20 protein-coding genes and 1 pseudogene are annotated in these 25254 nt (G+C 70.2%); 9 read left to right on the forward strand and 12 right to left on the reverse strand.

The genetic code is table 11. The annotated features are described in order from the left end of the window. Positions 1–4: 4 nt before the first annotated feature. Together WAF18_RS14215 and WAF18_RS14220 are read right to left on the reverse strand one after the other, a co-directional pair. Positions 5–1021 (reverse strand): DUF6624 domain-containing protein, encoded by a 1017-nt coding sequence (locus WAF18_RS14215; RefSeq protein ID WP_337245682.1) that lies wholly within the window; start codon positions 1019–1021, stop codon positions 5–7. Positions 1022–1060: 39 nt separating this feature from the next. Further along, positions 1061–1255, reverse strand: a complete 195-nt coding sequence (locus WAF18_RS14220; protein WP_183425733.1) for a hypothetical protein — start codon at positions 1253–1255, stop codon at positions 1061–1063. Between the two features lie 190 nt (positions 1256–1445). On the opposite strand from WAF18_RS14220, the gene WAF18_RS14225 reads away from it, so the two are divergent. Beyond that, on the forward strand, positions 1446–2555 hold the full coding sequence (locus tag WAF18_RS14225; RefSeq protein WP_337245683.1) for a hypothetical protein: 1110 nt from the start codon (positions 1446–1448) through the stop codon (positions 2553–2555). A 197-nt stretch (positions 2556–2752) separates the two neighbouring features. Here WAF18_RS14225 and tsf read toward each other — a convergent pair whose 3' ends face one another. The 8 genes and pseudogenes from tsf to WAF18_RS14265 form a co-directional block, all read right to left on the reverse strand. Further along, positions 2753–3631, reverse strand: a complete 879-nt coding sequence (tsf, locus tag WAF18_RS14230) for a translation elongation factor Ts (protein WP_337245684.1) — start codon at positions 3629–3631, stop codon at positions 2753–2755. A 138-nt stretch (positions 3632–3769) separates the two neighbouring features. Beyond that, positions 3770–4555: a 30S ribosomal protein S2 gene (rpsB, locus tag WAF18_RS14235; RefSeq protein WP_183425730.1), complete on the reverse strand. Its 786-nt coding sequence runs from the start codon at positions 4553–4555 to the stop codon at positions 3770–3772. Positions 4556–4843: 288 nt separating this feature from the next. Next, positions 4844–5269 carry a spore coat U domain-containing protein gene (locus WAF18_RS14240; RefSeq protein ID WP_337245685.1) on the reverse strand — a complete coding sequence of 142 codons (426 nt, stop codon included), beginning with the start codon at positions 5267–5269 and terminating at the stop codon, positions 4844–4846. 609 nt (positions 5270–5878) lie between these two features. Beyond that, positions 5879–6826 carry a fimbria/pilus outer membrane usher protein gene (locus tag WAF18_RS14245; protein WP_337245686.1) on the reverse strand — a complete coding sequence of 316 codons (948 nt, stop codon included), beginning with the start codon at positions 6824–6826 and terminating at the stop codon, positions 5879–5881. A 185-nt stretch (positions 6827–7011) separates the two neighbouring features. Continuing rightward, a pseudogene (locus tag WAF18_RS14250) lies at positions 7012–8223 on the reverse strand (fimbria/pilus outer membrane usher protein); the annotation flags it as partial. Next, a complete protein-coding gene (locus WAF18_RS14255) occupies positions 8223–8996 on the reverse strand; it encodes a fimbria/pilus periplasmic chaperone (RefSeq protein ID WP_337245687.1) in 774 nt (257 codons plus the stop codon). The gene WAF18_RS14255 and the pseudogene WAF18_RS14250, both read right to left, overlap by 1 nt. Before the next feature lie 34 nt (positions 8997–9030). Next, positions 9031–9582 carry a spore coat U domain-containing protein gene (locus WAF18_RS14260; RefSeq protein ID WP_337245688.1) on the reverse strand — a complete coding sequence of 184 codons (552 nt, stop codon included), beginning with the start codon at positions 9580–9582 and terminating at the stop codon, positions 9031–9033. 9 nt (positions 9583–9591) lie between these two features. Then, positions 9592–10134, reverse strand: a complete 543-nt coding sequence (locus tag WAF18_RS14265; protein ID WP_337245689.1) for a spore coat U domain-containing protein — start codon at positions 10132–10134, stop codon at positions 9592–9594. A gap of 334 nt (positions 10135–10468) precedes the next feature. On the opposite strand from WAF18_RS14265, the gene map reads away from it, so the two are divergent. The 8 genes from map to WAF18_RS14305 all read left to right on the forward strand — a co-directional run bounded on the left by map (position 10469) and on the right by WAF18_RS14305 (position 21051). Further along, on the forward strand, positions 10469–11251 hold the full coding sequence (map, locus tag WAF18_RS14270) for a type I methionyl aminopeptidase (RefSeq protein ID WP_337245690.1): 783 nt from the start codon (positions 10469–10471) through the stop codon (positions 11249–11251). Between the two features lies 1 nt (position 11252). Next, positions 11253–13868: a [protein-PII] uridylyltransferase gene (gene glnD, locus WAF18_RS14275; RefSeq protein WP_337245691.1), complete on the forward strand. Its 2616-nt coding sequence runs from the start codon at positions 11253–11255 to the stop codon at positions 13866–13868. Between the two features lie 30 nt (positions 13869–13898). After that, entirely contained in the window at positions 13899–14732 is an 834-nt protein-coding gene (dapD, locus tag WAF18_RS14280; RefSeq protein WP_337245692.1) for a 2,3,4,5-tetrahydropyridine-2,6-dicarboxylate N-succinyltransferase, read from the forward strand. 81 nt (positions 14733–14813) lie between these two features. After that, positions 14814–15170: an arsenate reductase gene (locus WAF18_RS14285; protein WP_241943714.1), complete on the forward strand. Its 357-nt coding sequence runs from the start codon at positions 14814–14816 to the stop codon at positions 15168–15170. Positions 15171–15265: 95 nt separating this feature from the next. After that, the gene (gene dapE, locus WAF18_RS14290) at positions 15266–16408 is read left to right on the forward strand and encodes a succinyl-diaminopimelate desuccinylase (RefSeq protein ID WP_337245693.1); all 1143 of its coding nucleotides are present in this window, start codon (positions 15266–15268) and stop codon (positions 16406–16408) included. A 70-nt stretch (positions 16409–16478) separates the two neighbouring features. Next, entirely contained in the window at positions 16479–16967 is a 489-nt protein-coding gene (locus tag WAF18_RS14295; RefSeq protein ID WP_337245694.1) for an 8-oxo-dGTP diphosphatase, read from the forward strand. A 158-nt stretch (positions 16968–17125) separates the two neighbouring features. Beyond that, positions 17126–19699, forward strand: coding sequence for a bifunctional lysylphosphatidylglycerol flippase/synthetase MprF (gene mprF, locus WAF18_RS14300; RefSeq protein ID WP_337245695.1), 2574 nt, complete (start codon positions 17126–17128; stop codon positions 19697–19699). Further along, the gene (locus WAF18_RS14305) at positions 19696–21051 is read left to right on the forward strand and encodes an AcvB/VirJ family lysyl-phosphatidylglycerol hydrolase (protein ID WP_337245696.1); all 1356 of its coding nucleotides are present in this window, start codon (positions 19696–19698) and stop codon (positions 21049–21051) included. Before mprF ends, WAF18_RS14305 begins: the two co-directional genes overlap by 4 nt. A gap of 3 nt (positions 21052–21054) precedes the next feature. On the opposite strand, the gene WAF18_RS14310 is transcribed toward WAF18_RS14305, so the two are convergent. Both WAF18_RS14310 and mfd read right to left on the reverse strand, forming a co-directional pair. Then, the gene (locus WAF18_RS14310) at positions 21055–21660 is read right to left on the reverse strand and encodes an HD-GYP domain-containing protein (protein WP_337245697.1); all 606 of its coding nucleotides are present in this window, start codon (positions 21658–21660) and stop codon (positions 21055–21057) included. Then, a complete protein-coding gene (gene mfd / locus WAF18_RS14315) occupies positions 21660–25187 on the reverse strand; it encodes a transcription-repair coupling factor (protein ID WP_337245698.1) in 3528 nt (1175 codons plus the stop codon). Before mfd ends, WAF18_RS14310 begins: the two co-directional genes overlap by 1 nt. Positions 25188–25254: the final 67 nt, after the last annotated feature.

Here is a 25254-nt window from a genome sequence, read left to right on the forward strand (position 1 = left end):
CGCGTCACGGCGCCGTGGCGCAATCCGGAAAACGGGCGAGATACTCACGCAGCGGGGGCATCTTCAGCTCGGCGCGCAACGCGTCGACCTGTCCCGCATCTTCCAGCGGCTGCGGCGCGCGCCGGCCCTCGATACAGGTGACCTGGGTGCCGTAGCGCTGGCGGCCGTCGAGCTTGAGCATGACCCGGTCGTAGAGAAAGCCGTAGCGGGTGGGCATCGGGCCGCCGGCATGGCGCTGTTGCATGGCGAGCAGCGCCGCGTGCTGGAGATCAGGCCGCTGGTCGGCGTGCTGGACCAGCAGCCACAGCTGGGCCTGCGCCTGTTCGGGTAGTGCGGTGGGCGCGGGCCAGCCGTCGTGACGGCGCATCAACTGCGCCGCGAACGCGGCGTTGTCCGCGTCCAGCCGGCGCACATCGTCGCCGAGCGCGAACGCGTAGGTCGCGTACAGCGGATCGCCGGGCGTCATCTCGCGGCCCGGCACGCCGTCGAGGGCATAGCGCAGGATCTGGTCGTTGATGGCGCGCCGTTGCAGGTCCGCAGCCAGCGTGCCGGCGTCATCGGCGTCAGGCGCCGGGGCCTGGACTTGGGACACGATCTCCACCGCGCGGCGCAGGCCCAGCACGTACGGCCACGCGTCCCGGGCGGAGGCTTCGAAGGCCGGCCAGTCGTCGAATGCGGCCGCCGTCGCTTCCGCATCCAGGATCAAGCCGCACCGCCGGTCCCCGTAGCAGGCCTCGGGAAGCGCCGCGGCGTCGACGCCGCGCGTGCGCAAGCTGTCACGTAGCGCCGCGGTGCGTGCACGCCGTGCGGCCTCGGCCCATCCCAGCAGCGCCTGCCAGTGCGCGCGCTCGGCCGGATCGGGCGAGAAGCGCGGCCGGATCCAATCCAGCCGGGTCAGATCGACCGCCTGTTCGCTGGGAACACGATCGAGCAGCTCGGGCGTCGGCGTGCTGGCCCACGCGGTCGAACCGGCAGCGAGCAGCAGCAGCGCGCTCAGCGCTCGGCGCGTTGCGCGGTCCATCAAGCGGAGGTCGGCCGGGCAGGGTGCCCGGCCGGTGACTCAGGCATCGGCATCGTCGACGACGATGATCTGCGCCGAGACCTGGGCCGAGAGCTGGGTCCGCGAGGTCGTGCCGCCGGCGACGGCGTCGATCTCGGTGTCGGTGAGGTCACGCGCGAGCTGGCGGCTGAGCAGGCGGAAGCTGCCGGGCGCGTCGGCGGCGGGCGATTGAGCGGCGGGTCCTGGCTTCGACATGGCGACGTCTCCTTTTCGATTCGCGGCGCCGTCGACATGGCGGCGTCCTTGGTGTCTTAGTCCATGACCGTCCCCTGTGTCAAATCATCCGTAAAGGGCAGGCTCGCGGTGTCGGGCGCCGACCGGCCGCTCGCATGGTGGTCGCGGTCTGAGGTAGAACACTCGCATCGCCATCGACGGAACGCCCTTCATGCCTGGACATCTACGCGTGGTCACCCATCCCGGAGATGTCCATGCAGGCGCGGTGGCATGGGCACTTGCCGATCGCGGGATCGCGACGCGCTGGATGTGCCTGAGCGACTTTCCGGCGCGCGCGACCCACAGCTTCGAGCTGGGCGAGACCGCGCATGCGGTGCCGGGCAGCCTGCCCGATGCCGACTGCGACTTCGTGTGGATCCGCCGGATCGGACGCTCGCCCGGCGTGCCGGACGGCCTGGATGCCCGCGATGCGGAGGCCTGCCGCCGCGAAAGCGAGCGCTTCTTCTGGGGAATGCTGCATGTGCTCGCGCCGCAGGCCTGGTGGGTCAACCCGCTGACGAGCTTCATGACCAGCCGGCACAACAAGTTGCATCAGCTGCGTTTGGCGCAGGCCTGCGGCATGACGGTGCCCCAGACGCTGGCGAGCAACGATCCGGCGCGTATCGGCGCGTTCGTGCGCGCGCACGGCGGCCGCGTCATCGCCAAGCCGTTCTTCCCACATCTGTGGAACACGCGCGATGGCCGTTCGTACGAGTATCTGTCCTCGCTGGTGACCGAGCAGGATCTGGCCGATCCGCGTGTCCTGCAGGCGTCCCCGCTGATCTACCAGCACTTCGTCGACAAGGCGTTCGAGGTGCGGGTGGCGATCTTCGGGCAGGCGGTGATCGCCGCGCGGCTGGATACGCGCGGCGATCCCGATCTGGCGGTGGACTGGCGCCACGCTGCCAAACATCCGACGGTGACGCCGTTCCAGCTGCCCGATCATGTGCGCGAGGGCTGCCTGCGGGTCATGGCGATGCTGGGCCTGGTCCACGGCTCGTTCGACTTCATCGTCCGGCCGGATGGCGGCTTCGTCTTTCTGGAGGTCAACGAGTCCGGGCAATGCCTGTGGATGGAAGAGGATTGCCCGGACCTGCCGGTGCTCTCGGCCCTCGTGGGCCTGTTCCTGGCGCGCAGGCCGGACTTTTCGGACGCGGATCTGGCGCAGTTCCCGTACCGGTTCGCGGCGTTCCGGGGGAGCCCGGACTACGAGGCGTTCCTGCAGGGCGCGGCCCAGGACCACCTGCCGGTGTCGATGGAGGGCGTGGTGTTCCAGGAGTGACGTGCGTGCGTCGCGTGGCCGGATCGCAAAGCGGTCCGGACCGCAGGGGAGCGCGGCGCCCGGCTGGCAGGCCGCTGCCGTTTCGAAGGAGCACGCTCATTTTCGCGAACGAGGGAGATGAGGCAAAAAAAAGCACGCCCGCAAGGGGCGTGCTTTTCGGTCGCCTGGCGGTGTCCAAGGACACCGCGGCGGATGGATCAGGCCAGGCCGGCCTGCTTCATCACTTCGGCAGCGTAGTCCTCGACGACCTTCTCGATGCCTTCGCCGACGGCCAGGCGCTTGAAGCCGAGCACGTCCGCGCCGGCAGCCTTGAGCGTGGCCTCGACCGTCTTGTCGGTGTCGAGCACGTAGGGCTGACCGTAGAGCGTGACCTCGTTGACGATCTTGTTGAGCTTGCCGCTGATGATCTTCTCGAGGATGTCGGCCGGCTTGTTCTTGTCCTTGTCGGACATCTTCGCCAGCTCGATTTCCTTTTCCTTCTCGATGAACTCGGCCGGGACATCCGCGGCCTTGTTGTGCGGCGGGTTCATCGCCGCGACGTGCATCGCCAGGCCGCGCGCCAGATCGGCATCGCCGCCCTGCAGCTCGACCAGCACGCCGATGCGGCCTCCGTGGACGTAGGCCGCCAGGTTGTGGCTGCTCTCCATCCGCACGATGCGACGCACCTGCACGTTCTCGCCGACCTTGGCGATGACCGCAGCGCGCGCTTCCTCGACGGTCTCGCCCGAGGCGAGCTTCGCGGCCTTGAGCGCGTCGATATCGGCAGCGCCCGAGGTGAGGGCAGCCTGGGCGACGGCTTCGGTGAAGCGCAGGAAGTTGTCATCCTTGGCGACGAAGTCGGTCTCGGAGTTGATCTCGACCAGCACCGCGGCGCGATCGTCCTGGGTGGCGACGATGCGGCCTTCGGCGGCGACGCGGTCGGCCTTCTTGTCGGCCTTGGCCAGGCCCGACTTGCGCAGGGCTTCGGCGGCGGCGTCGATGTCGCCGGCGGTCTCGCCCAGCGCCTTCTTGCACTCCATCATGCCGGCGCCGGTGCGCTCGCGCAGTTCCTTGACCAGGGATGCGGTGATTTCCATGGATGACCTCAGTGTTCGGTGGATGCGTCGGCCGCGCGGAGCACGGCCGGTCGTTGGCGGTCGCCGCTCGCAGGCGAACGGCGATCGCGCCGGAGGCGCTGCGGCTGCGCAGCATGGCGCAACCGCATGTCGCGGCGATTACTCGGCCGCGGCTTCCTCGGTCTTCTTGCCGCGCGGGGCGCGGGCCGGCTTGTCGCCGCCTTCTGCAAACTCTTCCTCGCGCACGGTCGCCGCGCTCGGCGCGGCCGCCTTGCCTTCGAGCACGGCGTCGGCCGCGGCGTTGGCATACAGCTGCACGGCGCGGATCGCGTCGTCGTTGCCCGGGATTGCGTAGTCCACCAGCGCCGGATCGTAGTTGGTGTCGACAACGGCGATGACCGGGATGCCGAGCTTCTTGGCTTCCTGGATCGCGATGTTCTCGTGGCCGATGTCGATGACGAACAGCGCGTCGGGCAGGCGGTTCATTTCCTTGATGCCGCCCAGCGAGGCCTCGAGCTTGTCGCGCTCGCGACGCAGGCCCAGCACTTCGTGCTTGACCAGCTTGTCGAACGTGCCGTCGGTCTCGGCCGACTCGAGTTCCTTCAGGCGCGACACCGACTGCTTGACGGTGCGGAAGTTGGTCAGCGTGCCGCCCAGCCAACGCTGGGTCATGTACGGCATGCCGCAACGCTCGGCCTCTTCCTTGATCGCCTCGCGCGCGCTGCGCTTGGTACCGACGAACAGGATCATGCCGCGCTTCTGGGCGATGCCCGAGATGAAGTTCATCGCGTCGTTGAACAGCGGAACCGTCTTCTCGAGGTTGATGATGTGGATCTTGCCGCGGGCGCCGAAGATGTACGGCGACATCTTGGGGTTCCAGTAGCGCGTCTGGTGGCCGAAGTGCACGCCGGCTTCCAGCATCTGGCGCATGGTGATCTGAGGCATTTCGATAGTCTCGTGATGGTGGAATCGAGCGAAGCCGGTGTCGTGGCAAGTCCGCACGCAGATGCGCAGGCACTTGGCGATCGGATTCGCATCTCGATTCCGGGGTTGGGCCTCCCCGTCGCCTCCGTGGCCGAACCTCTTGCGAGGCACCCCGGCACGGGTCGATGCGACAGGTGTGTATTCGCCGGTGACGCCCGGCGTTGCGTGTCGGGCCCGACGAGCGGGCACGGCAAGCGCGGGATTCTACCCCGCGCTGCCGACTGGGCGCAATCGGCCTGGGGCCGGAACCTAGAAGCGGATGTCGACCCGGAGCGTGTCGCGGTACACCCCGGGCGGCGGCGTGGCCTGGGTCGGGTCGATCAGCGCCCGGTACGTGAAGCCCTGCGCGGTCGCGCCGGTGTGGACGCCGGGATTGAGCTCGGCGCCGGCGCTCGAGCGCCGCTCGGCACCGACGCTGCCCCAGCGCTCGCTTGAGGCCGCGCCCTTGTAGAGCGCGTAGCGCAGGAGCTGGGTGGGCGCGAGGTCGTCGCGCATGCGCCGCCAACCTGCGGAGAAATGCTGCCCGTCGTCGATTCCGACCGTGTATGCGGCGCCTGCGCTGCAGCGGACGGTGATCTGTTGCACCACGGGCCCGAAGGCGCCGGCCAGCGGTGCGCTGCCAAAGTCCAGGGGCGGGGCCGATCGCGCAGTCGTTCTCCAGCCGCAACACGACATTCACCGTCACCGGGATGCCGGTGCCCCAGTCGATCGGCGTCAGCAGGCCCGGGCGGACGAAGCCCGGACTCTGCGAGTAGGCGCAGACCGGCCCAAGGCCGAGCGTGCAGATGGAGAAGTACCAGCGCAGATTGACCGTGCCGGTATAGGTGCACGCGCGCAGGCCCGGGGTAGGCGCGGTGCGGATGTACAGCGGCAGGCTGCCGCCCGGTCCGCTGAAGAGGTTGAGCAGGTTCAGTGCCGAGAAGTCGAATTCCTGACCCTGACCGATCTGCGGCCCGGTGCTCCGGGCCAGCACCGTGAACGGGATCGACGGTCCGCCGCCGTGGGCCAACTGGAAGGTCGAGCCTTCCAACCGCACCTTGATGTACGAGGCGCTGAGCAAGGCCAGCGCACTGCACGCCAGGCCGCCGCTGCCGGCCGCCTGGCGCGGGCTCTGGGCCAACGCCAGCGTGCCGGTCGTGCCGAGGTCGGCCTGTGCGCTCGCCACCGTGCACGAACCGGTGTCCTGTGCGTGCAGGCCGCCCGCCACGCACAGCGCCAGCACGAACATCAGCCCGCCCAGCAGCCGGCTGTACGAGGGCGAGGCGGCAGGTACGCGCGGGCGCATCATCGACAGGCCAGGGGGCCGATCCGTGCCAGCCCCTCCACCGCGGCGTCGAGCGCAAAGCGCGCAGTGCAGGGCGGTTCGCCGGCGGTGTGTGCGGTGAGGGTGTTGTCGGACGCCAGTCGCGACAGGTAGACCAGCCCGTCCCAGCCGACATGGGCTTGTTCACCCTGATCGCTGGTCACCGGCGTGCCCGGCGCGAGTTCGACGCCCCGGGCATCGTGCAGGATCACCAGGGCGGCGCGGGCGCGCTCGACCGGGAAGCGCATCACAAAGCCACTGCCGCGGCGGACCGCGACGCGCTGCTCGACGACCGGCGTGTGCACATGTGCGGGCAGTTGCAGCGGATCGATCTCGAACTTCGCCGCGTAGTGCGCGCCTGACCAGGGCACCAGCAGCCGGCCGTTGCGGTCGGTTGTGCCCACGGTCACGTTCTCGTAGCGGACCGGGATGTCCGCAAAGCCGTTGGTGTCGACCACCACGAAAGCATCGGAGATCCGGTTCGACAGGAAAGTGCCGCCATCCATGTGCACGACAGCACCGGCGGCATTGGCCCACAGCGTGTGCGCGCCGCCGCTGCCACGCAGGCCACCGCCGAGTTGGACATGGCGGCCGCGCCATAGCGTGTCGAGCTGGAGCTGATCGTCGCCGCCGGCGAAGCGGCTGTAGCCCAGACCCAGCCCCAGGCCGCCATCGCTGGGGACTGGGCGGGTGTAGCGCAGCCGTTGTGCATCGCCGCGACCGCTGGCGTGATCGTGGGTCGCGGTGACGTTGCCGTTCCGCAGCGAGACGACGACCTGCGCGACCGCCGACCAGGTCCCAGCGTCGATGTCGCGGTTGCCCGATAGGTAGAGCCCGATGTCCGGCCACGGCGATACGCTCCACGACAGGTTGACCAGCCGGGTGCGCGAGGCGTCCGCATTCTCCAGCGCGACATGGCCCAGGCCCACGCTGTCCCAGCGCCCGAGCGCCCGAGCGCCAGGCTGCCGGCGACCACCGTCGTGCGTGGCCGGAACGGCAATGTGGCCCGTGGGTCGTAGCGTGCGAGGTCGACAAAGGCGTCGTCGCTGCGCTGATGCTGCGCCGACAGCGTGAATCCGCGGCGCGCGTACTGGTAGCCGACATCGAATTGCGCGCCCGACCGGTCCTGCGATGTGCTGTGGCTGTAGGCGGCGTTGACGATGCCCAGCATGCCCAGCCGGGCCGCGCCGCCGGCGCCGATCCGGGTCAGGCCATCGGCCGCCTCGCCGAACGCCTCGACGGTCAGCGCCTCGGTGAGCCCACGGCTGTAGGCCGCCGAGGCGACGACCGGGCCGTAGGCGAAGTCCTGGAGGCCGTAATCGCGACGCAAGGCGCCGACCGAGAGCGCGAAGTCGCTCAGTCCCGGCGCGAGCAGGCGGCTGCTGACATAGAACGGCACGGCCGTGGCGACCTGCCGGCCCAGCGCATCGGTCACCACGACCACCGCCTCGCCGGCGCCGTTGATGAACGGCACGTCGGTCAGTGCGAAGGGGCCGGGATCGACGCGCTGGCGCGCGGCGAGCGCGCCGTTGACGTACAGGTCCACGGCGGATGGCACGCCGGCCTGGCCCGCGAACTGCGGCAGTGGATAGGTGACGATGTCGGGCCGGAGCGAGAAATCGCGCGAGAACTGCAGGCCGCCGATTCTTACCGGCGAGGTCCAGGCCGGCCCGCGCGTGATCAGGTCGCCCGCTTCCCAGAGTCGCGCATGGCCCTCGTCGATCCGCTGCCAGCGGGTGTCGTAGCGCACGAACGCCCGGCCACTGCCGCCGTGGCGCCAGGCCCCTGACGACGACAGCGTGCCGGCGTCGCCGAACAACCGCAGATCGGTCCACAGCGCGGCGGCGGTGGACGCATCCGCTGCCCGCGTGGCGTAGAGATCGTAGTTGAGCAGCAGCCCGCGGCTGGACTGCGACGGATGCCGGGTGAGCCCGCTGTCGCTGTCGACGTGTTGCAACGGCAGCCAGTCGACGGGCACATCGAGGCGCAGGCGCAGGTGCGCGATGTCGTAGGCGGCCGTCACGCCCGGCAGGCGGTCGACTGCGACCCGGCCGTCGCGATCCGGCGTGTCGACGCGCACGTGCAAGGCGCGCAGCGCGGCCGCGTCGACCAGGTAATGGCCGTCGCGCAACTCGACCGGCACCACGCGCCCCGATGCCAGCCTGTTGACCACCAGTTCCAGGTGCACCACGCCCTCGCCGATGGCATCGGTCGCCTGCGGGGGTGGCGGCAGCCGGCCCGGCGGACCGGCCTGGGTCGTCAACGCCGGCGCCAGGCCTGCGCACAACAGCGCCGGCGCCAACCGCACCGATGCCGAGCCCGGCATCAGCGATCCGGCCCTGGCATGCGCGGAATTGTGCGCAGGCGCCGGTGATCGTCCACATGCGCCTCGAGTGTGCCTTCGGCCTGCGTCGCATCGGTCAGCGGCCAGCGTGCGACGCTGCCGGCCAGCACGTAACCCAACTGCGCATTCTGCAAGGGGACGTGCGCGCCGCGCTGCCGGCGGAACCCCAGGCCGGTCAGGCGCGCATGGCGGTGGCCGTGGTTGTGCACCAGCAGGAAGGTTTGGCCCTCGCGTTGCTCGAGTGTCCATGCCAGGTGCGGCCGGTCGTGCGCGGCGGTCTCGCCGAGGACGAACAGCGGGATCGAGTAGCGGAACTGGAAGCGCACCCCGGCCGGTGCGTCCGCCTGGGCCGTGTCCGCCGCCTGGACGGGAATCTCGTCGACCACGACCCGGTAGGCGAGCTCGCGGGGCACCGGCGTTGGCGCAGTCCGGGTCAGCCGGACCAACTGCCGCTGGCCCGGCGCGATACGCGTCATCGGCGGCGATCCGACGATGTCGTGCTGGACACGGTAGTCGTCCTCGCCATCGAGCTGTTGCCAGGCGAACACGCGCAGTTGCAGGTGCGCGGTGGTCCGCCCTTGGTTCTCGATCCACAGCGCGGTGGCCTGCTCGCCGGGCCGGATGGTCGGATTGACCGGCCAGATCAGCAGCGAATTGGCCGCAGGGCTCGCGGTCGCCGCCAGCGCCAGCATTGCGGCGATCAGCCAGCGGACAATGGGGAACGTTGGGCCTTGGCGGCAGGGATGGATCGGCATGACAGGTCCTTGTCGATGGCCAGGCGCAGGGGCCTCACCAGTCCAGCGTCACGGTGACGGTATCGGTGTAGGTCCCGGGCAGGGCGTCTCCAGGAAGCGCCAGCCGGCCGTGGACCGGCAATGCGACGCCGAGCAGCCCGGTGCCGGGTACGGTGATCGCCTGCGCCTGATCGATCGCGATTTCCTGGGTGAATGCGGCATCGCGATACAACCGGTACGGGATGCGGCGATCGACCGAGGCATGACGCAGTTGCCGCACTCCCCCGGCCGCATGCGCACCACCGTCGATGCGCATGCGCATCACCACCCCGGCCGTGCAGCGCAGCGTGACGACCTGCGTGGCGCCGGCATTGGCCGTGCGCACGGCGCTCGACAGTGCACTGTCGGTACCGAAATCGAGCGTCGCCATCACGCCCGCGGCGCCGCTGCTGCCCAGGCCGTCGATCGCGCAGCCGGGAATCACCGTGGCCGAGACCGGGAAGGTGGCCTGGGTGTCAGCCTGCAACGCGCAAGGCGATGCGGCCAGCAGGCTCGCAAGCAGGCCGCCGGCAAGGCGTGCGCCGGGCCGGTGCGGGTGGGCGCACATCACGGTCGATCAGAGCGTGATCACCACGCCGATGACATCGGTATAGGTGCCCGGCAGCAGCGCCGTCCCCCCGAATGCACGCCCGTAGACGTTGACCGTCTGCGCGCTGCCGTCGGCAGGCAGCGTCAGCGGGTCGCCATTGGCGATCACGGTCGACCTGCCGGCATCGGAGTAAAGCTCGTAGCCGATGAAGCGCGGCTCCGCGCCGCCTTGCAGCGCCAGCGCCCGGGTGGCGCCGCCATTGGGTGCTGTGCCTGGGTTGAGGCCGCCATCGAATGCGATGGTGGGCGCCACGCGTTCCGAACACCGGATCGTGATCGCGCTGCCCGCGTTCTGCACCTCGGCATCGGCCTGGTCGAACACCGTGGTCTCGGTGCCGAAATCGAGCGTGCCCAGGGTGCCGGCGCTGGTCCCGTCGGTGGTGTCGACGCCGTTGATGATGCAGCCGGCCTGGAGTGTCATGGTGGCGTCGATCTGGCCGGTGATATCGGCGTGGGCGGTCGTAGCGACCAGCCCGAGCAGGGCGGCGGCGGTCAATGGCATCAAGCGCATGGGACATCTCCGTCTTGTGGGATCGGAAGGACATGCGGGCAGGGAGCGACCAGTGTGCGGTCGTCAGCAGCTGGACGCCGGGGCGGCGGCAAGGTCGCGGCGGCAATGTCGGCGTCCAATGGCGGTCTCCTGTCCGCGCTGCCCGAGGCCGTTGCGGCCCGGCAGCGTCACTGCGTATTCATCGATAAGGCAGTGCATCCTGTGCGCGGCCATACTGAAACGCCCGTCGGTGAAGTGGCCGTGAGTCGGTGGGTGACCTGTGGCAATGGGCGTGTCATGCCCGATGCCGCGGCCCCGCGCGCGGCAGGCCGGAGCGATCTGCGATAATGGTCGGATGAGCATTCAGACCAAGACGCCCGACGAGATCGAGAAGATGCGCGTGGCCGGCCGCCTGGCCGCCGAAGTCCTGCAGATCGTCGCCCCGCACGTCAAACCCGGGGTGACCACCGACGAGCTCGACCGCATCTGCTACGAGCACATCGTCAACGTTCAAGGCGCGGTCCCGGCCAATGTCGGCTACAAGGGCTATCCCAAGACCACCTGCATCTCGGCCAACAATGTCATCTGCCACGGCATCCCGAGCGATGCCAAGGTGCTCAAGGACGGCGACATCATCAATATCGACGTGACCGTCATCAAGGATGGCTGGCACGGCGACACCAGCCGCATGTACTTCGTCGGCACACCGTCGGTGATGGCCAAGCGGCTGGTCGAGGTGACCCGCGAAGCGATGTGGCGCGGCATCCGCGCGGTGCGACCCGGTGCCACGCTCGGCGACGTCGGCCACGCAATCCAGAAGTACGCCGAAAGCGAACGCTTCAGCGTGGTGCGCGAGTATTGCGGTCACGGCATCGGCAAGGTCTACCACGACGAGCCGCAGGTGCTGCACTACGGCACGCCGGGCACCGGCGTCGTGCTCAAGGAAGGCATGACCTTCACGATCGAGCCGATGATCAACGAGGGCACGCGCTTCACCAAGGTGCTGCCCGACGGGTGGACGGTGGTCACTAAGGACCGCAAGCTCTCGGCGCAGTGGGAGCACACGGTCGCGGTCACCGCCGACGGCGTCGACGTGTTGACCCGGATTCCGGGCGACGACAACGACGCGTTCCTCTGACGTGGGCGAGCGCACCGCCGCCACCGCACCTGCCGCCGACGTCGGCGACGCGGCCTGGGTGGCGGAGGCGCGCGACGCGCTCGCCGCGCACGACGCGCGGCTGATCCAAGGCTTCGACGCCGGCCAGCACATCGATCGGCTGCTGGCCGCACGCGCCAACGCCGTCGACGGTTGGGTGCGCAAGGCCTGGGCGCGCTGTATTCCCGGCGAGGCGGTGCTGGCGCTGTTCGCGGTCGGGGGGTATGGCCGCGGCGAACTGTTCCCGCATTCGGACATCGACCTGCTCATCGTCGGCGAGCCGCAGGTGCAGGCCGCGCACGCGCAGGCGCTGAGCCGGATGCTGGCGCTGTTGTGGGACCTGGGGCTGCCGGTCGGCCATGCGGTGCGCAGCTTTGCGGAGTGCACCGAGGCAGCCGCCGATGCGACCGTGCTGACCGCGCTGCTGGAGGCGCGTCCGCTGTTGGCCAATATCGGCGAGGTGCGCGCGCTGATGGATGCGATCGCCGACCCGAAGGTCTGGCCGGCGGCCGAGTTCTTCCACGCCAAGCGGCGCGAGCTCGAAGTCCGCCACGCGCGCTTCGGCGACACCGCCGACAATCTCGAGCCCAACATCAAGGACGGCCCCGGTGGCCTGCGCGACGTGCACAACCTGCGCTGGATGGCGCGCCGTGTGCTGGGCATCTACGGCCTGGAAGAATTGATTGCGCTCGGCCAGCTCGGGGTCGACGAGCACGCCACGCTCGAACGCGAGCGGCGCACGCTCTCGCGGCTGCGCTTCGGGCTGCACTTGGTCGCCGGCAAGGCCGAGGAGCGGCTGCGCTTCGATTACCAGAAGGCGCTGGCCGCGCGGCTGCACCACGTCGAACAGGCCGACAACCCGCTGGTCGAGAAGATGATGCAGGAGTTCTACCGCAGTGCCGCGGTGGTGCAGCGGATCAGCGAACGCCTGCTGCAGCGCTTCGAGGAACAGATCGAGGGCGAGGGCGCGCTGCGGCCGCTCGATGCTGAGTTCGGCGTGCAGCGCGGCTACCTGGTGGCGCGCGACGATGTCTGGCCCGGCGGCGACATCGCGCGGGTGTTCGATCTGTTCGCGATCTGGGCCGACCGCCAGGAGCTGCGCGGCCTGCACTCACAGACCGCGCGCGCGCTGGCTGAATCGTTGCACGCGTTGCCGTCGTGGCGCAGTGCCTCGCCGGTGCTGCGCGAGCAGTTCATGGCCCTGCTGCGTGGGCCCACGCCGGTGCGTACGCTCGAGCGCATGGCCAGGCTCGGCGTGCTGGGCGTGTGGATTCCCGAGTTCGCCAATGTCACCGGGCGGATGCAGTTCGACCTGTTCCACGCCTACACCGTCGATCAACACACGCTGGCGGTGCTGCGCAACATCGCCAGTTTCGCCTCCGAGGCGCCGGACGAGCGGTTCTCCACTGCGCACGAAGTGTGGCCGCAGCTGCGCAAGCCCGAACTGTTGCTGCTGGCCGGCCTGTTCCACGACATCGGCAAGGGGCGCGGCGGCGACCATTCGGAACTGGGCGCGGTCGATGCGCGCGCGTTCTGCGAGGGCCATGGGCTGGGCGAGACCGACACCGCGCTGGTGGAATGGCTGGTGCGGCGCCACCTGCTGATGTCGACCAGCGCGCAGAAGCTCGACATCTCCGACCCGGCCGTGATCCACAAGTTCGCCGCCGAAGTCGCTGATCGCGAACGGCTGGATTACCTGTACTTGCTGACCTGCGCGGACATCGCCGGCACCTCGCCCAAGCTCTGGAACGCCTGGAAGGACCGGCTGCTGACCGATCTGCGCAGCGCCACGCGGCTGGCGCTGCGCCGGGGCCTCGAGCACCCGCTGGCGGCGATCGAGCGTATCGCCGAAGCGCGCGACCGCGCCCGCGGGCTGCTCTCGGCCCACGGCATCGACGACGCTCAGGCCGACGCCCTGTTCGCGCGGATTCCGCAGGAGAGTTTCTTGCGCGGGCGCGCCGACCAGGTGGTCTGGCAGGCGCTGGCGCTGCGCGACAGTGCCCAGGGCGGGCTAGTGGTGCGTGTGCGCCGGCTCGCGGCCGGGGCGCAGGCGCTGGAGGTGTTCGTGCATTCGCCTGATCGCGACGGCCTGTTCTCGGCGATCGTGATCACGCTCGACCGTCTGGGGCTGGCGATCCAGCAGGCACGCGCGCTCGACGGGCCGGGCGGCACGATCTTCGACGTCTTCCAGGTGTTGCCGATGGACACGCGCCATCCGCTGGAACTGATCGCGATCGAGCGCAAGCTCGCCACCGTGCTCGGCGGGGCGCTCGATCTGCGTCCGGCGCGTCGTGCCCAGCCGCGCCACCTGCGGCACTTCCGCGTGCCGCCACGCATCGAATTCAATCCCGGAGCCGACGGACGACACACAGTCTTCAGCCTGGTGTGCACCGACCGGCCGGGCCTGCTGGCCGATGTCGCCCATGTGCTGCGCCAGCACGGCATTCGCGTACACGATGCGCGCGTGGCGACGTTCGGCGAACGCGTCGAGGACGTGTTCCGGCTCGTCGGCGCCGATGGCCAGCCGCTCGACGAGGCGGCGCAGGAGACGCTGCGCACTGCATTGCTCGCTTCGATCGACGGCGACATGGCACGATAGCGCCCCTGTTTTTCCCCACGAAGATCCGCCATGACCCACGCGCTGCAGACATTGATCGAGGACGCGTTCGCGCGTCGTGCCGAGCTCACCGCCCAGGAGATCGGCGATGCGGTCAAACCGGCGGTCGAACAGGCGATGGCCGGCCTGGAGTCGGGCGAGCTGCGCGTTGCCGAACCCGATGGCAATGGCGGCTGGCAGGTCAACGAGTGGCTCAAGAAGGCGGTGCTGCTGTACTTCCGCAGCAACGACATGGCGGTGATCGACGCCCAGCCCGCACCGTTTTGGGACAAGGTCGAGGCGCGCTTCGCCGGTTTCGATGAAGCGCGTTTCAAGGCCGCCGGCGTGCGCGTGGTGCCGGGCGCCGCGGTGCGCCGCGGCACTTACTTCGGCCGCGACGTGGTGCTGATGCCGAGCTTCGTCAACATCGGCGCTTATGTGGGCGAGGGCACGATGGTCGACACCTGGGCCACGGTGGGCTCGTGTGCGCAGATCGGCAAGCATGTGCATCTGTCGGGCGGCGCCGGCATTGGCGGCGTGCTCGAGCCGCTGCAGGCCAGCCCGACGATCATCGAGGACCACTGCTTCATCGGCGCGCGCTCGGAGGTCGTCGAGGGTGTCGTCGTCGGTCACCACAGCGTGATTGGCATGGGCGTGTTCCTCGGCCAGTCGACGCGCATCTACGACCGCGCGACCGGCGAGATCTCCTACGGCTACGTGCCGCCGGGCAGCGTCGTGGTCTCGGGCCAGCTGCCGGCCAAGGACGGCTCGCATTCGCTGTACTGCGCGGTCATCGTCAAGCAGGTCGATGAAAAGACCCGCAGCAAGACCTCGGTCAACGAGTTGCTGCGCGGCCTGGCTGACTGAGCCGGCCCGGACGGCCGCCGCAGTTGCGGCGGCCGACGACCTCACGCCGGGCGATCCCGGCGATTGTTCAAGGACTCTCCCATGACCACGCTCTACGGCCTGAAGAACTGCGATACCTGCAAGAAGGCGCGCAAATGGCTCGATCGCTTCGGCGTCGCGCACACGTTCGTCGACTACCGCGATGACAAGCCGACCCCCGAGACGCTGGTCGCCTGGGCTGGGCAGTTGGGCGGTTTCGAGGCGATGGTCAACAAGTCCTCGACCACGTGGCGGCAGTTGCCCGACAACCGCAAGGGGGCGGCCAGTGAGGCGGAATGGAAGCTGCTGCTGCGCGAGTACCCGCAGCTGATCCGGCGCCCGGTCGTGGTCACCGAGGACGGCACGGTCACCCAGGGCTTCAGCGACAACGGCTTCAAGAAGCGCTTCGGCATCGACTGAGCGCTCCGGCGCAAGTCTCCCGGCGGGCGTGTCATGCCCTCCTGCCGGGCCAACCGCCGGTGTGCGTGCACTGACCGTGTCCCAAGCGAGCTGCCATGTCCGACGTTCTCGATCTCACCTGTGACCTGATCGCCCGCCGCTCGGTGACGCCCGACGATGCCGGCTGCCAGGCGCTGCTCGCCCGGCGCCTGGCCCAGGCGGGCTTTGCGATCGAATCGCTGCGCTTTGGCGACGTCGACAATCTCTGGGCCACGCACGGGACCGGCGGGCCGGTGCTGGTGCTGCTCGGCCATACCGACGTGGTGCCGAGCGGCCCGGTCGCGGACTGGCGCTCGGATCCGTTCGTGCCCGAGATCCGCGACGGCGCGCTGTACGGGCGCGGGGCGGCCGATATGAAGGGCAGCGTCGCCGCGTTCGTGATCGCGGCCGAGCGCTTCGTCGCCGCGCATCCCGAGCATCCCGGCACGCTGGCGGTGCTGCTGACCTCCGACGAGGAAGGCGCGGCGATCGACGGCGTGCGCCGGGTCGCGCGCACGTTCGCCGAGCGCGGCACGCGGATCGACTGGTGCATCACCGGCGAGCCGTCGTCGACCCGGCGCCTGGGCGATCTGCTGCGCGTGGGCCGGCGCGGCAGCCTGTCGGCCACGCTGACCGTGCACGGCGTGCAGGGGCATGTGGCCTATCCGGACAAGGCGCGCAACCCGGTCCACCTGCTGGCGCCGGCGCTGGCCGAACTCGTCGGCCGGCACTGGGACGACGGTTTCGACTCGTTCCCGCCCACCAGCCTGCAGGTCAGCAACATCGCCGCCGGCACGGGCGCGACGAACGTGATTCCCGGCAGTGCGACGGTGCAGTTCAACCTGCGCTACAACCCGCATTGGGACGCGCCGCGGCTGGAGGCCGAGATCGCCGCGCTGCTGGCGCGGCACGACCTGGATTGCACGCTCGACTGGCATCGCAGCGGCGAGCCATTCCATACGCCGGAAGGGCCGCTGCGCGCGGCGGCGCGCGAGGTGCTGACGGCCTTCGCCGGCACCGCGCCCGAGGAGAGCACCGGTGGCGGCACGTCCGATGCCCGCTTCATCGCGCCGTTGGGCGCGCAATGCATCGAGATCGGTCCGGTCAACGCCAGCATCCATCAGGTCGACGAGCACGTCCGCGTTGCCGATCTCGAGGCGCTGCCGGCGCTGTACGAGGCGCTGGTGGCGCGGTTGCTGCTGCCCGCCGCGCCCGGCTGAGAGCCACCACGGCAGGATCTGCGGCGGGGCTCGCTACAATGCCCGGCTTCCCGACGCAGGCCTGAGCCCGATGCCTTACACCCCGATCGTCGCCACGCTCGGCTACGTGCTGTCCCCCGATCGCCGACGGGTGCTGATGATCCACCGCAATGCGCGGCCCGGCGATCAGCACCTGGGCAAGTACAACGGCCTGGGCGGCAAGATCGAGCGCGACGAGGACGTGGTCGCCGGCATGCGCCGGGAAATCCGTGAGGAAGCGGGCATCGAGTGCGACAGCCTGCGTCTGCGCGGCACCGTCAGCTGGCCGGGCTTCGGTCGCAACGGCGAGGACTGGCTGGGCTTCGTGTTCGTCATCGACGCCTGGCATGGCACGCCGCTGACCGCCAACCCTGAAGGCACGCTGGAATGGGTCCAGGCCGATCGCGTGCTCGAGCTGCCACTGTGGGAAGGCGACCGCCAGTTCCTGCCGCTGGTGTTCGACGACGATCCGCGCGCCTTCCACGGCGTGATGCCGTATCTGAACGGTGCCATGCAGTCCTGGTCGTACTCGCGGGTCTAGGCCGCTTTCAGGCTGGTTTTGCGGGTCCGCGGGACGGCTGAACGGCGTGCCTTGGCCGGCGCGGCGTGTGCGCCTGCCGGACACGGAGGCGGGTGTATGCTCCGCGGCCTTCGTGCCCTGCGATCGCCGTGGGGCGTACGCGCGAGGTGGACATGGTGGTGTCGATACGACGTTCGCTGCAGACGGTCAGCGCCTGGTCGATCGCGCATGCCGAGGCGCTGCGCCGCGTCGCGATCATCGCAGGTGTGCTGGCGATCGGCGCACTGCTCGCGGTCGCCTTGCACGGCTTGTGGCACGAGTTGCGCTACGACGAGATCGTCGCCGCGATCGAGGCCACGCCGGGTCTGCGGATCGCACTGGCGATCCTCGCCACTGCGATCAGCTTCGCCGCACTGGTCGGCTACGACGCGAGCGCGTTGCGTTATGTCGGTGCGCGCGTGCCCGCGCGGACGGTCGCCAAGACCGCGTTCGTCGCCTACGCGCTGAGCAACACGATCGGCCTGGGTGTGTTCACCGGGGGCGCGGTGCGCATGCGGCTCTACGGGGCCGCGGGCGTGGAGCCGGGCGAGGTGTCGCGCGCGATCGTCTTCAATGCATCCGCATTCGGGCTTGGCGCCTGCGCGGTCGGCGGCGCCGGGCTGTGGTGGGATGCCGCTGCGCTCGCGCCGATGCTGCGCCTGCCGGCCTGGACCGTGGCCTCGCTGGGTGCGCTGGCGGTGGCGGCGGTGCTGGGGCTGCTGGTGCTGTGCCAGATCCGCGGGCACGTGGGCCGTCTCCGCCTGCCGAGGCCCGGCCTGGCCTGGACTCAACTGGCGCTGTCGATCGTCGACATCACGGCGGCCGCCGCGGTGCTGTGGCTGCTGCTGCCCGAAGGCGCGGTCGGCTTTGCGACGTTCCTGGGCTTCTATGCCGCGGCCGTGGTGGTGGGGGTGGTCAGCCATGTGCCGGGCGGGCTGGGCGTGTTCGAGGCGGTGATGCTGGTCGCGCTCGCCGATCGCGTGCCGGCGGGCACGCTGGCCGGTGCACTGGTGCTCTATCGCCTGGTCTATTACGTGCTGCCGCTGCTGATCGCGCTGGGCGTGCTGGTGCTGCACGAGACCGGGCGGGTGGCGTCGCCGGCGCGTCGGTTCCTGGCCGGGTTGGCGCCGCGCGTGCTGGCGGGCGCAACCCTGGTGGCGGCGGTGATGCTGCTGGTCTCGGGTGTGACGCCGGCCACCGGCCGCGCGCTGCGCATGCTCGCGCTGGTCCCGCTGCCGCTGATCGAGGCGGCGCATTTCCTCAGTTCGGTCATCGGCGTGTTGCTGCTGTTCGTCGCGCGCGCGTTGTTGCGGCGGCTCGACGCTGCCTGGTGGGCGGCGGTCGTGCTGGTGGCGCTGGCGCTGGTGTTCGCACTGCCCAAGGGCGTGGCGGTGACCGAGGCGGCGGTATTGGCGGCGCTGTTGCTGGCGCTGCTTGTCTCCAGGCGTCAGTTCACGCGCCGCGCCTCGCTGCTCGCGGTGCCGTTTACCGGCGGCTGGCTGGTGGCGATGGCGGTGATCTGCATCGCGGTGGTCGGCCTGCTGTTCTTCGCCTACCGCGATGTCGCCTACGCGCACCAGTTGTGGTGGCAGTTCGCGCTGTCGGGCGAGGCGCCGCGTTCGTTGCGGGCCTTGGTGGCGATGGCGGTGGTCGCGCTGGCGCTCGCGCTGCGGCAACTGGTACGTCCGGCCGCGCCGCCGCCGCCATTGCCCGATGCCGCGCAATTGGCGCAGGCGCAGGCGATCGTGCGTGCGCACGACAGCGCCGACGCGGGACTGGTGCTCACTGGCGACAAGCACCTGTTGTTCTCGCCGGCCGGCGACGCCTTCCTGATGTACGGGCGGCAAGGCCGCTCATGGATCGCGCTGTTCGATCCGGTCGGCCCGTACGAGGCCTGGCCGGACCTGGTATGGACGCTCCTGGAGCGCGCGCGCGATGCAGGGGCGCGCGGCTGTTTCTATCAGGTGGGCCCCGAGGCGTTGCCGCTGTACCTCGATGCCGGCCTGCGGCTGTTCAAGCTGGGCGAGTACGCCAGCGTGCCGCTGCCCGGATTCTCGCTGCAGGGCAGGCGGCGGGGTAGTCTGCGCACCGCAGTCAACCGCGCCGAGCGTGCGGGCCTGCGGTTCGAGATCGTCGACACGCCGCAAGTGCCGGCGCTGCTGCCCGCATTGCAGCCGGTCTCCGATGCCTGGCTGGCGCAGCACCGGACCGCAGAGAAGCGGTTTTCGATCGGCGCGTTCGATCCTGCGTATCTCGCCCGGAATCCGATCGCGGTGGTGCGCGACGAGACGCGGATTATCGCGTTCGCCAGCCTGCTCCTCGCTGGCGATCCGGCGGGCGAGGCGTCGGAGGCGAGCATCGATCTGATGCGCCACCTGCCCGATGCGCCGCCCGGCACGATGGATTTCCTGTTCGCGCGCCTGCTCCAGCACCTGGCCGCAGATGGCTACCAGCGCTTCGGGCTGGGCATGGCGCCGCTGTCGGGCATGGCGACCCACGCATTGGCGCCGCAGTGGCATCGCATGGGGCGGCTGTTGTTCGCGCGCGGCGAGCAGTTCTACAACTTCCGTGGGCTGCGCGCGTTCAAGGACAAGTTCGATCCGCAGTGGAGCGCGCGCTATCTCGCCTCGCCCGGCGGCATCGCGCCGCTGCTGGTGCTGGCCGATGCCGCGGCATTGATTGCGGGCGGTTACCGAGGAGTCCTGTCGAAATGAGACCTGTGATGATGTGGGGCGTTGTGGCGGCGTTGCTGCTGGTGGGGCCTGCAGCTGCGCAGGAACGGCTGCGGCATGGGTTCTTCGAGGATGTCGTGCTGACACGGCCGGCCGGGCAGGCGACGCATACCGTGTTGTTGCTCGATACGGGCGACGACCACGCCACCGCGCAGGCCCTGGCAGCCGACGGTGCCCTGGTGGCCGAGATCGACGTGGCGCGGCTGCAGGTGGCGCTGGCGCGCGATGGCGGGGCCTGCGCGTTCCCGGATGGCGATCTGGAGAATCTCTCGCATTGGCTGCAGGGCTATGCGCGAACGCCCGACTACCGGCCGCCAGTCCTGGTGGGCCGGGGCGAGGGCGCGGCGATCGTCTATGCGATGGCCGCGCAGGCCCAGCCGGGGGTGTTTGCCGGCGCGGTCACGCGCGGCGCGTTGCCGCCGCTGGCGCTCGGCAAGCCGCCTTGCCAGGGCGCGGGCACGCTGTTCGCTGCGCACACGCCTCAGCCCGATACGGTGACGCTGCAGCCGGTGCCGGCCCTCGTCATGCCCTGGCTGGCCCTGACCAGCACGGCCGAACTGGGCGAGCTGCAGCGCTTCGCGCGCGGCATCGATGGCGCCGCGGTGCGCGCACATGGCGATGGGCCGGCGCCGTTGCGCGCCGCCGTCCAGCGCCTGGCGCGCCTGTCGGCGCGCGCGCAGCCGGCCGCACCGCCTTCGGACGTGCGCGACCTGCCGCTGGTCGAGGTGCCGGCTCGCGGGCCGGCGCAGCCGATGTTCGCGATCCTGCTCAGCGGCGACGGCGGCTGGGCCGGGCTCGACACCGAGGTCGCCGATGCGTTGGCCGCGCGCGGCATCGCGGTGGTGGGGTTCGATTCGCTGCGCTATTTCTGGTCGGCGCGCACGCCTGACGGCCTGGCCCGCGACATCGACCGCGTGGTGCGGAGCTACGCCGCGCGCTGGGGCCGGGTGCGCGTGTTGCTGATCGGCTACTCGCAGGGGGCCGACGTGCTGCCTTTCGCGGTCAACCGGCTGCCGCCGGCCACCCGCGCGACGGTCGCGCACACGGTGTTGATCGGGCTGGGCCGGCGTGCCTCGTTCGAGTTCCATGTCGGCAACTGGCTGTCGGCGAGCGATCCCGACGCGCTGGAGATCGCGCCCGAAGTGCTGCGCCTGTCGGCCGATCGCGCGCTGTGTATCGAAGGCGAGGGCGACGATGACGCCACCTGTGCGGCCTTGCCGCCCGGTCACGTCACCGTCCGGACCTTGCCCGGCGGCCATCATTTCGACGGCGACTACGCGCGCCTGGCCGGCGCGATCCTGGACAGCGTCGGCGGGACCGCGCCGCCGCGCTGAGCGTCAGCCCGGGCTGGTGTGCAGGACGCCGATGAAGGCGTCCACCAGGTCGGGGTCGAGTCTGTGGGCGGCATCGGCCCGCAGCCGCGCCAGCGTCTGATCGACGCCCAGGGCCGGGCGGTACGGGCGGTCGCTGGTCATCGCGTCGTAGCTGTCGACGACGGCCAGCATGCGCGCCTCGAGCGGAATCGCCTCGCCGATCAGGCCGTCGGGATAGCCGCTGCCGTCGACCGCCTCGTGGTGGTGGCGGATGATCCGCGCGACGTCATGGGCGTCCTCGCGACCGGTGGCCACGAACACCCGCGCGCCGCGCGCCGAATGGGTGCGCATGATCGCCAGCCGGTCCGGGTCCAGCCGATGCGGGTGCAGCAACACGTCGTCGGGAATGCCGATCTTGCCGATGTCATGGAAGCGCGCGGCCAGCACCAGCGCATGTCGACGCGTGCGCGACAGACCGAGCCGGCGGGCCAGCGCACCGGCCAGCCGTCCGACGCGGTCGCAGTGGCCGTGGGTGTAGGTGTCGCGCTCGTGCAAGGCCACCGTCAGCACATGCAGCGAGGCGACGAGGTCGTCGGGCGCGCGGTCGATATGCGGAGTGGTGGTGGGCATCAGCGAGCGGGCGGCGACGAGGACGGGGCGAGTGCGATCAACAGGCCGCGGGCGGTCTTGATCCGTGACTCGGCATCGGGCAGGTCGAGCGTGATGCGCAGCTTGTCCGGCCCGTCCATACGGTAGCGCTGCGGCTGCCCCTGCACCAGTCCGATCACCGCCAGCGGGTCGACCTTGGGCTTGTCGGCGAATTGCACGCGGCCACCGGCCTCGCCCAGGTCGAGCTTGCGAATGCCCAGCGCGGTGGCCTGCAGCTTGAGGTCGGCGACCTGGAACAGGTGCCTGGCGGCGTCGGGAAGCAGGCCGAAGCGATCGATCATCTCCACCTGCAGCTCGCGCAGCCGCTCGGCGTCGCGGGCGCCGCTGATGCGCTTGTAGAGCATCAGCCGGGTGTGCACATCGGGCAGGTAGTCCTCGGGAATCAGCGCCGGGACGTGCAGTTCGACCTCAGCCCCGCGCGCGTCGGCTTCGTCGACGTCGGGCAGCTTGCCTTGCTTGATGCTGCGCACCGCCCGTTCGAGCAGCTCGGTGTACAGGCTGAAGCCGACCTCGGCCATCTGTCCGCTCTGGCCTTCGCCCAGCAGTTCGCCGGCGCCGCGGATCTCCAGGTCGTGGGTGGACAGCGTGAAGCCGGCGCCGAGCTCGTCCATCGAGGCGATCGCCTCCAGGCGCTTGCGCGCGTCGCTGGTGATGCTGCGCAGATCCGGCGTGACCAGGTAGGCGTAGGCGCGGTGATGCGAGCGGCCGACGCGGCCACGCAGCTGGTGCAGCTGCGCCAGGCCGAACTTGTCGGCGCGGTTGATGATGATCGTGTTGGCGTTGGGGATGTCGATGCCCGACTCGATGATCGTCGAGCACAGCAGCACGTTGAAGCGCTGCTTGTGGAAATCGAGCATGACCCGCTCGAGCTCGCGCTCGGGCATCTGCCCGTGGGCGATGCCGATGCGCGCGTCGGGCACCAGCTCCTGCAGTTGGCGCTGCATGCGGCCGATGCTCTCGACATCGTTGTGCAGGAAATAGACCTGGCCGCCACGGCTGAGCTCGCGCTGGAATGCCTCCCGCAACTGGGCATCGTCCCAGGGCACGACGAAGGTCTGCACCGCCAGCCGGTGCGCAGGCGGCGTGGCGATGATCGACAGATCGCGCAGGCCGGCCATCGCCATGTTGAGCGTGCGCGGGATCGGGGTCGCGGTCAGGGTCAGCAGGTGCACATTGGCGCGCAGTGCCTTGAGCGCTTCCTTCTGGCGCACGCCAAAGCGCTGCTCTTCGTCGACGATCACCAGCCCCAGGTCCTTGAACTTCACGTCCGGCTGCAGCAGGCGGTGGGTGCCGACGATGACGTCGATCTCGCCGCGGGCGAGCTTTTCGAGCTCGGCCTTGATCTCCTTGCTGCTCTTGAAACGCGAGAGCACCTCCACGCGCAGCGGCCAGTCGGCGAAGCGGTCGGCCATCGTGCGGTAGTGCTGCTCGGCCAGCAGCGTGGTCGGCACCAGCACGGCGACCTGCTTGCCGGCGGTCGCGGCGACGAAGGCCGCGCGCACGGCGACCTCGGTCTTGCCGAAGCCGACATCGCCGCAGACCACGCGGTCCATCGGCTGGCTGCTGCCCAGGTCGCGGATCATCGCCTCGATCGCAGCATGCTGGTCGGGCGTTTCCTCGAACGGGAACGCGGCGGCGAACGGCTCGTACATCGAGCGGTCGACCTCCAGCGCCAGTCCGGCCCGTGCTTGGCGCTTGGCCTGGATCTCCAGCAGCTCGGCGGCGACGTCGCGGACCTTGTCGGCCGCCTTCTTCTTGGCACGGGTCCAGGCCTCGCCGCCGAGCGAATGCAGCGGCGCGGTTTCGGGCGATGCGCCCGAGTAGCGGTTGACCAGATGCAGTTGCGACACCGGCACGTACAGTCGGTCGCCCTTGGCGTACTCGATGTCCAGGTACTCGCCCGGCTGGCCGCCGGCCTCGAGTACGACCAGGCCGCGGTAGCGCCCGACGCCGTGGTCCTCATGGACGATCGGCGCGCCCTCGCTGAGCTCGCCCAGATCGCGGATGATGGTCTCCGGATCGCGCCCGGCCCGGCGTCGGCTGCGCGGCTGCGCGGCGCGCTCGGGGAACAACTGGCGTTCGGTCAGCGCCGTCATCTGCGGCGCATCGAGCGCGAAGCCGTCCTCGAGCGGCGCCACCGCGATCGCAAAGCGCGCGGCGTCGTCGACGAACGCGCCGAAGCCCGCCACCACCGTGGGACGCAGGTCGGCGGCCTGCAGCACCTCGAGCAAGGCTTCGCGGCGGCCGGCCGAATCGGCCGCGATCAGCACGCGCCCGGGGTAATGGCCCAGGAAGGTCTTGAGCGCCTGCGCGGGGGGCTGGTCGCGGGCGGCCAGCGGCAGCTCGGGCGCCGGCTGCTCGCCCAGCGCTGCGGCCTGGCCGTGGCGCGGGTGCGCGGCGTCGCACAGCTCGATCCGGGTGCCCTGGTTGAGGCGTTCGCGCAGCGCGTCGGGCGTCAGCCACAATTCGGCCGGTGGCAGCAGCGGGCGCTCGATGTCGTGGCGCAACTGGTCGTAGCGATGGTCGATCTGCGCCTGGAACTGGTCGCTGGCCGCCGACACCCCGACATCGAGCACCGGCAGCGTGTCCGCAGGCAGGTAGTCGAACAGCGTGGCCGTACTCGGCGCAGGGGCGCCGCGCTCGGCCAGTGCGCGGCGCGGCGCATCGAAGAACAGCGGCAGGTAGTACTCGATACCGGCCGGTGCCGCACCGGCCTTGAGATCCTGGTACAGCCCGCTGCGCCGGGTGTCGATGTCGAAGCGCTCGCGCAGCGCGTCCATCGCGCGTGCCAGCGACGTCTCGTCCAGTGGCACTTCGCGGCCGGGCAGCATGCGCAGGGCGTCGATCTTCTCCAGCGACCGCTGCGATTCGGGGTCGAAGGCACGGATCGTCTCGATCGCGTCGTCGAACAGCTCGATCCGGTAAGGCTGGTCAGCGCCCATCGGGAAGACGTCGAGCAGCCCGCCACGCACGGCGAAGTCGCCTGGATCGTGGACCTGCGGGACATGGGCATAGCCCGCGCTTTCCAGGCGGCGTTTCTCGGCGTCGAGATCGAGGGTCTGGCCGACGGTCAGGTCGAAGCTGCTGCCGGCGATGTGTTTGACCGGCGCCAGTCGCTGCATCAGCGTCTGCACCGGGACCACGACGATGCCGCGGGTCAGCCCCGGCAGGCGGTGCAGCGCGGCCAGGCGCTGGGAGACGATGTCCGGATGTGGGCTGAAGCGGTCGAAGGGCAGCGTCTCCCAATCCGGGAACGGCACCACCGGCAAAGCCGGATCTTCCCCGCCGAGCGTGCGCAGATCGTGTTCGAGCTGATGGGCGCCGTGGTTGTCGCGCGCGACCAGCAGCAGCGGCCCGTGATGGGCGCGCGCGGCTTGCAGCACCGCCCAGGCCAGCGCACTGCGGCTGGCGGGCGCGCGCCACCAGGCGCGGGTATGGCCAGCGCCGGGCAACGGCGGGGCGGCGGGGGAAGCGAGGGACTTGGGCATCGGGACGTCGGGAAGCGGTACGGCGGAGAGAACGGGGGCACAACGACGACAGCGCCGGATGCCCGTC

This window comes from Luteimonas sp. gir, assembly GCF_037198055.1.
In the GTDB taxonomy this organism is placed as follows: domain Bacteria; phylum Pseudomonadota; class Gammaproteobacteria; order Xanthomonadales; family Xanthomonadaceae; genus Luteimonas; species Luteimonas citri_A.

Excerpts from the sequence above, each read along its gene's own strand:
- WAF18_RS14215 (WP_337245682.1), bottom strand. The coding sequence starts at position 1,021 with ATGGACCGCGCAACGCGCCGAGCGCTGAGCGCGCTGCTGCTGCTCGCT.
- mfd (WP_337245698.1), bottom strand. The coding sequence starts at position 25,187 with ATGCCCAAGTCCCTCGCTTCCCCCGCCGCCCCGCCGTTGCCCGGCGCT.
- WAF18_RS14240 (WP_337245685.1), bottom strand. The coding sequence starts at position 5,269 with ATGTCGTGTTGCGGCTGGAGAACGACTGCGCGATCGGCCCCGCCCCTG.
- tsf (WP_337245684.1), bottom strand. The coding sequence starts at position 3,631 with ATGGAAATCACCGCATCCCTGGTCAAGGAACTGCGCGAGCGCACCGGC.
- dapD (WP_337245692.1), top strand. The coding sequence starts at position 13,899 with ATGACCCACGCGCTGCAGACATTGATCGAGGACGCGTTCGCGCGTCGT.
- map (WP_337245690.1), top strand. The coding sequence starts at position 10,469 with ATGAGCATTCAGACCAAGACGCCCGACGAGATCGAGAAGATGCGCGTG.
- WAF18_RS14265 (WP_337245689.1), bottom strand. The coding sequence starts at position 10,134 with ATGCGCTTGATGCCATTGACCGCCGCCGCCCTGCTCGGGCTGGTCGCT.
- WAF18_RS14220 (WP_183425733.1), bottom strand. The coding sequence starts at position 1,255 with ATGTCGAAGCCAGGACCCGCCGCTCAATCGCCCGCCGCCGACGCGCCC.
- WAF18_RS14260 (WP_337245688.1), bottom strand. The coding sequence starts at position 9,582 with ATGTGCGCCCACCCGCACCGGCCCGGCGCACGCCTTGCCGGCGGCCTG.
- WAF18_RS14295 (WP_337245694.1), top strand. The coding sequence starts at position 16,479 with ATGCCTTACACCCCGATCGTCGCCACGCTCGGCTACGTGCTGTCCCCC.
- WAF18_RS14305 (WP_337245696.1), top strand. The coding sequence starts at position 19,696 with ATGAGACCTGTGATGATGTGGGGCGTTGTGGCGGCGTTGCTGCTGGTG.
- WAF18_RS14285 (WP_241943714.1), top strand. The coding sequence starts at position 14,814 with ATGACCACGCTCTACGGCCTGAAGAACTGCGATACCTGCAAGAAGGCG.
- dapE (WP_337245693.1), top strand. The coding sequence starts at position 15,266 with ATGTCCGACGTTCTCGATCTCACCTGTGACCTGATCGCCCGCCGCTCG.
- rpsB (WP_183425730.1), bottom strand. The coding sequence starts at position 4,555 with ATGCCTCAGATCACCATGCGCCAGATGCTGGAAGCCGGCGTGCACTTC.
- WAF18_RS14225 (WP_337245683.1), top strand. The coding sequence starts at position 1,446 with ATGCCTGGACATCTACGCGTGGTCACCCATCCCGGAGATGTCCATGCA.
- WAF18_RS14310 (WP_337245697.1), bottom strand. The coding sequence starts at position 21,660 with ATGCCCACCACCACTCCGCATATCGACCGCGCGCCCGACGACCTCGTC.
- WAF18_RS14255 (WP_337245687.1), bottom strand. The coding sequence starts at position 8,996 with ATGCCGATCCATCCCTGCCGCCAAGGCCCAACGTTCCCCATTGTCCGC.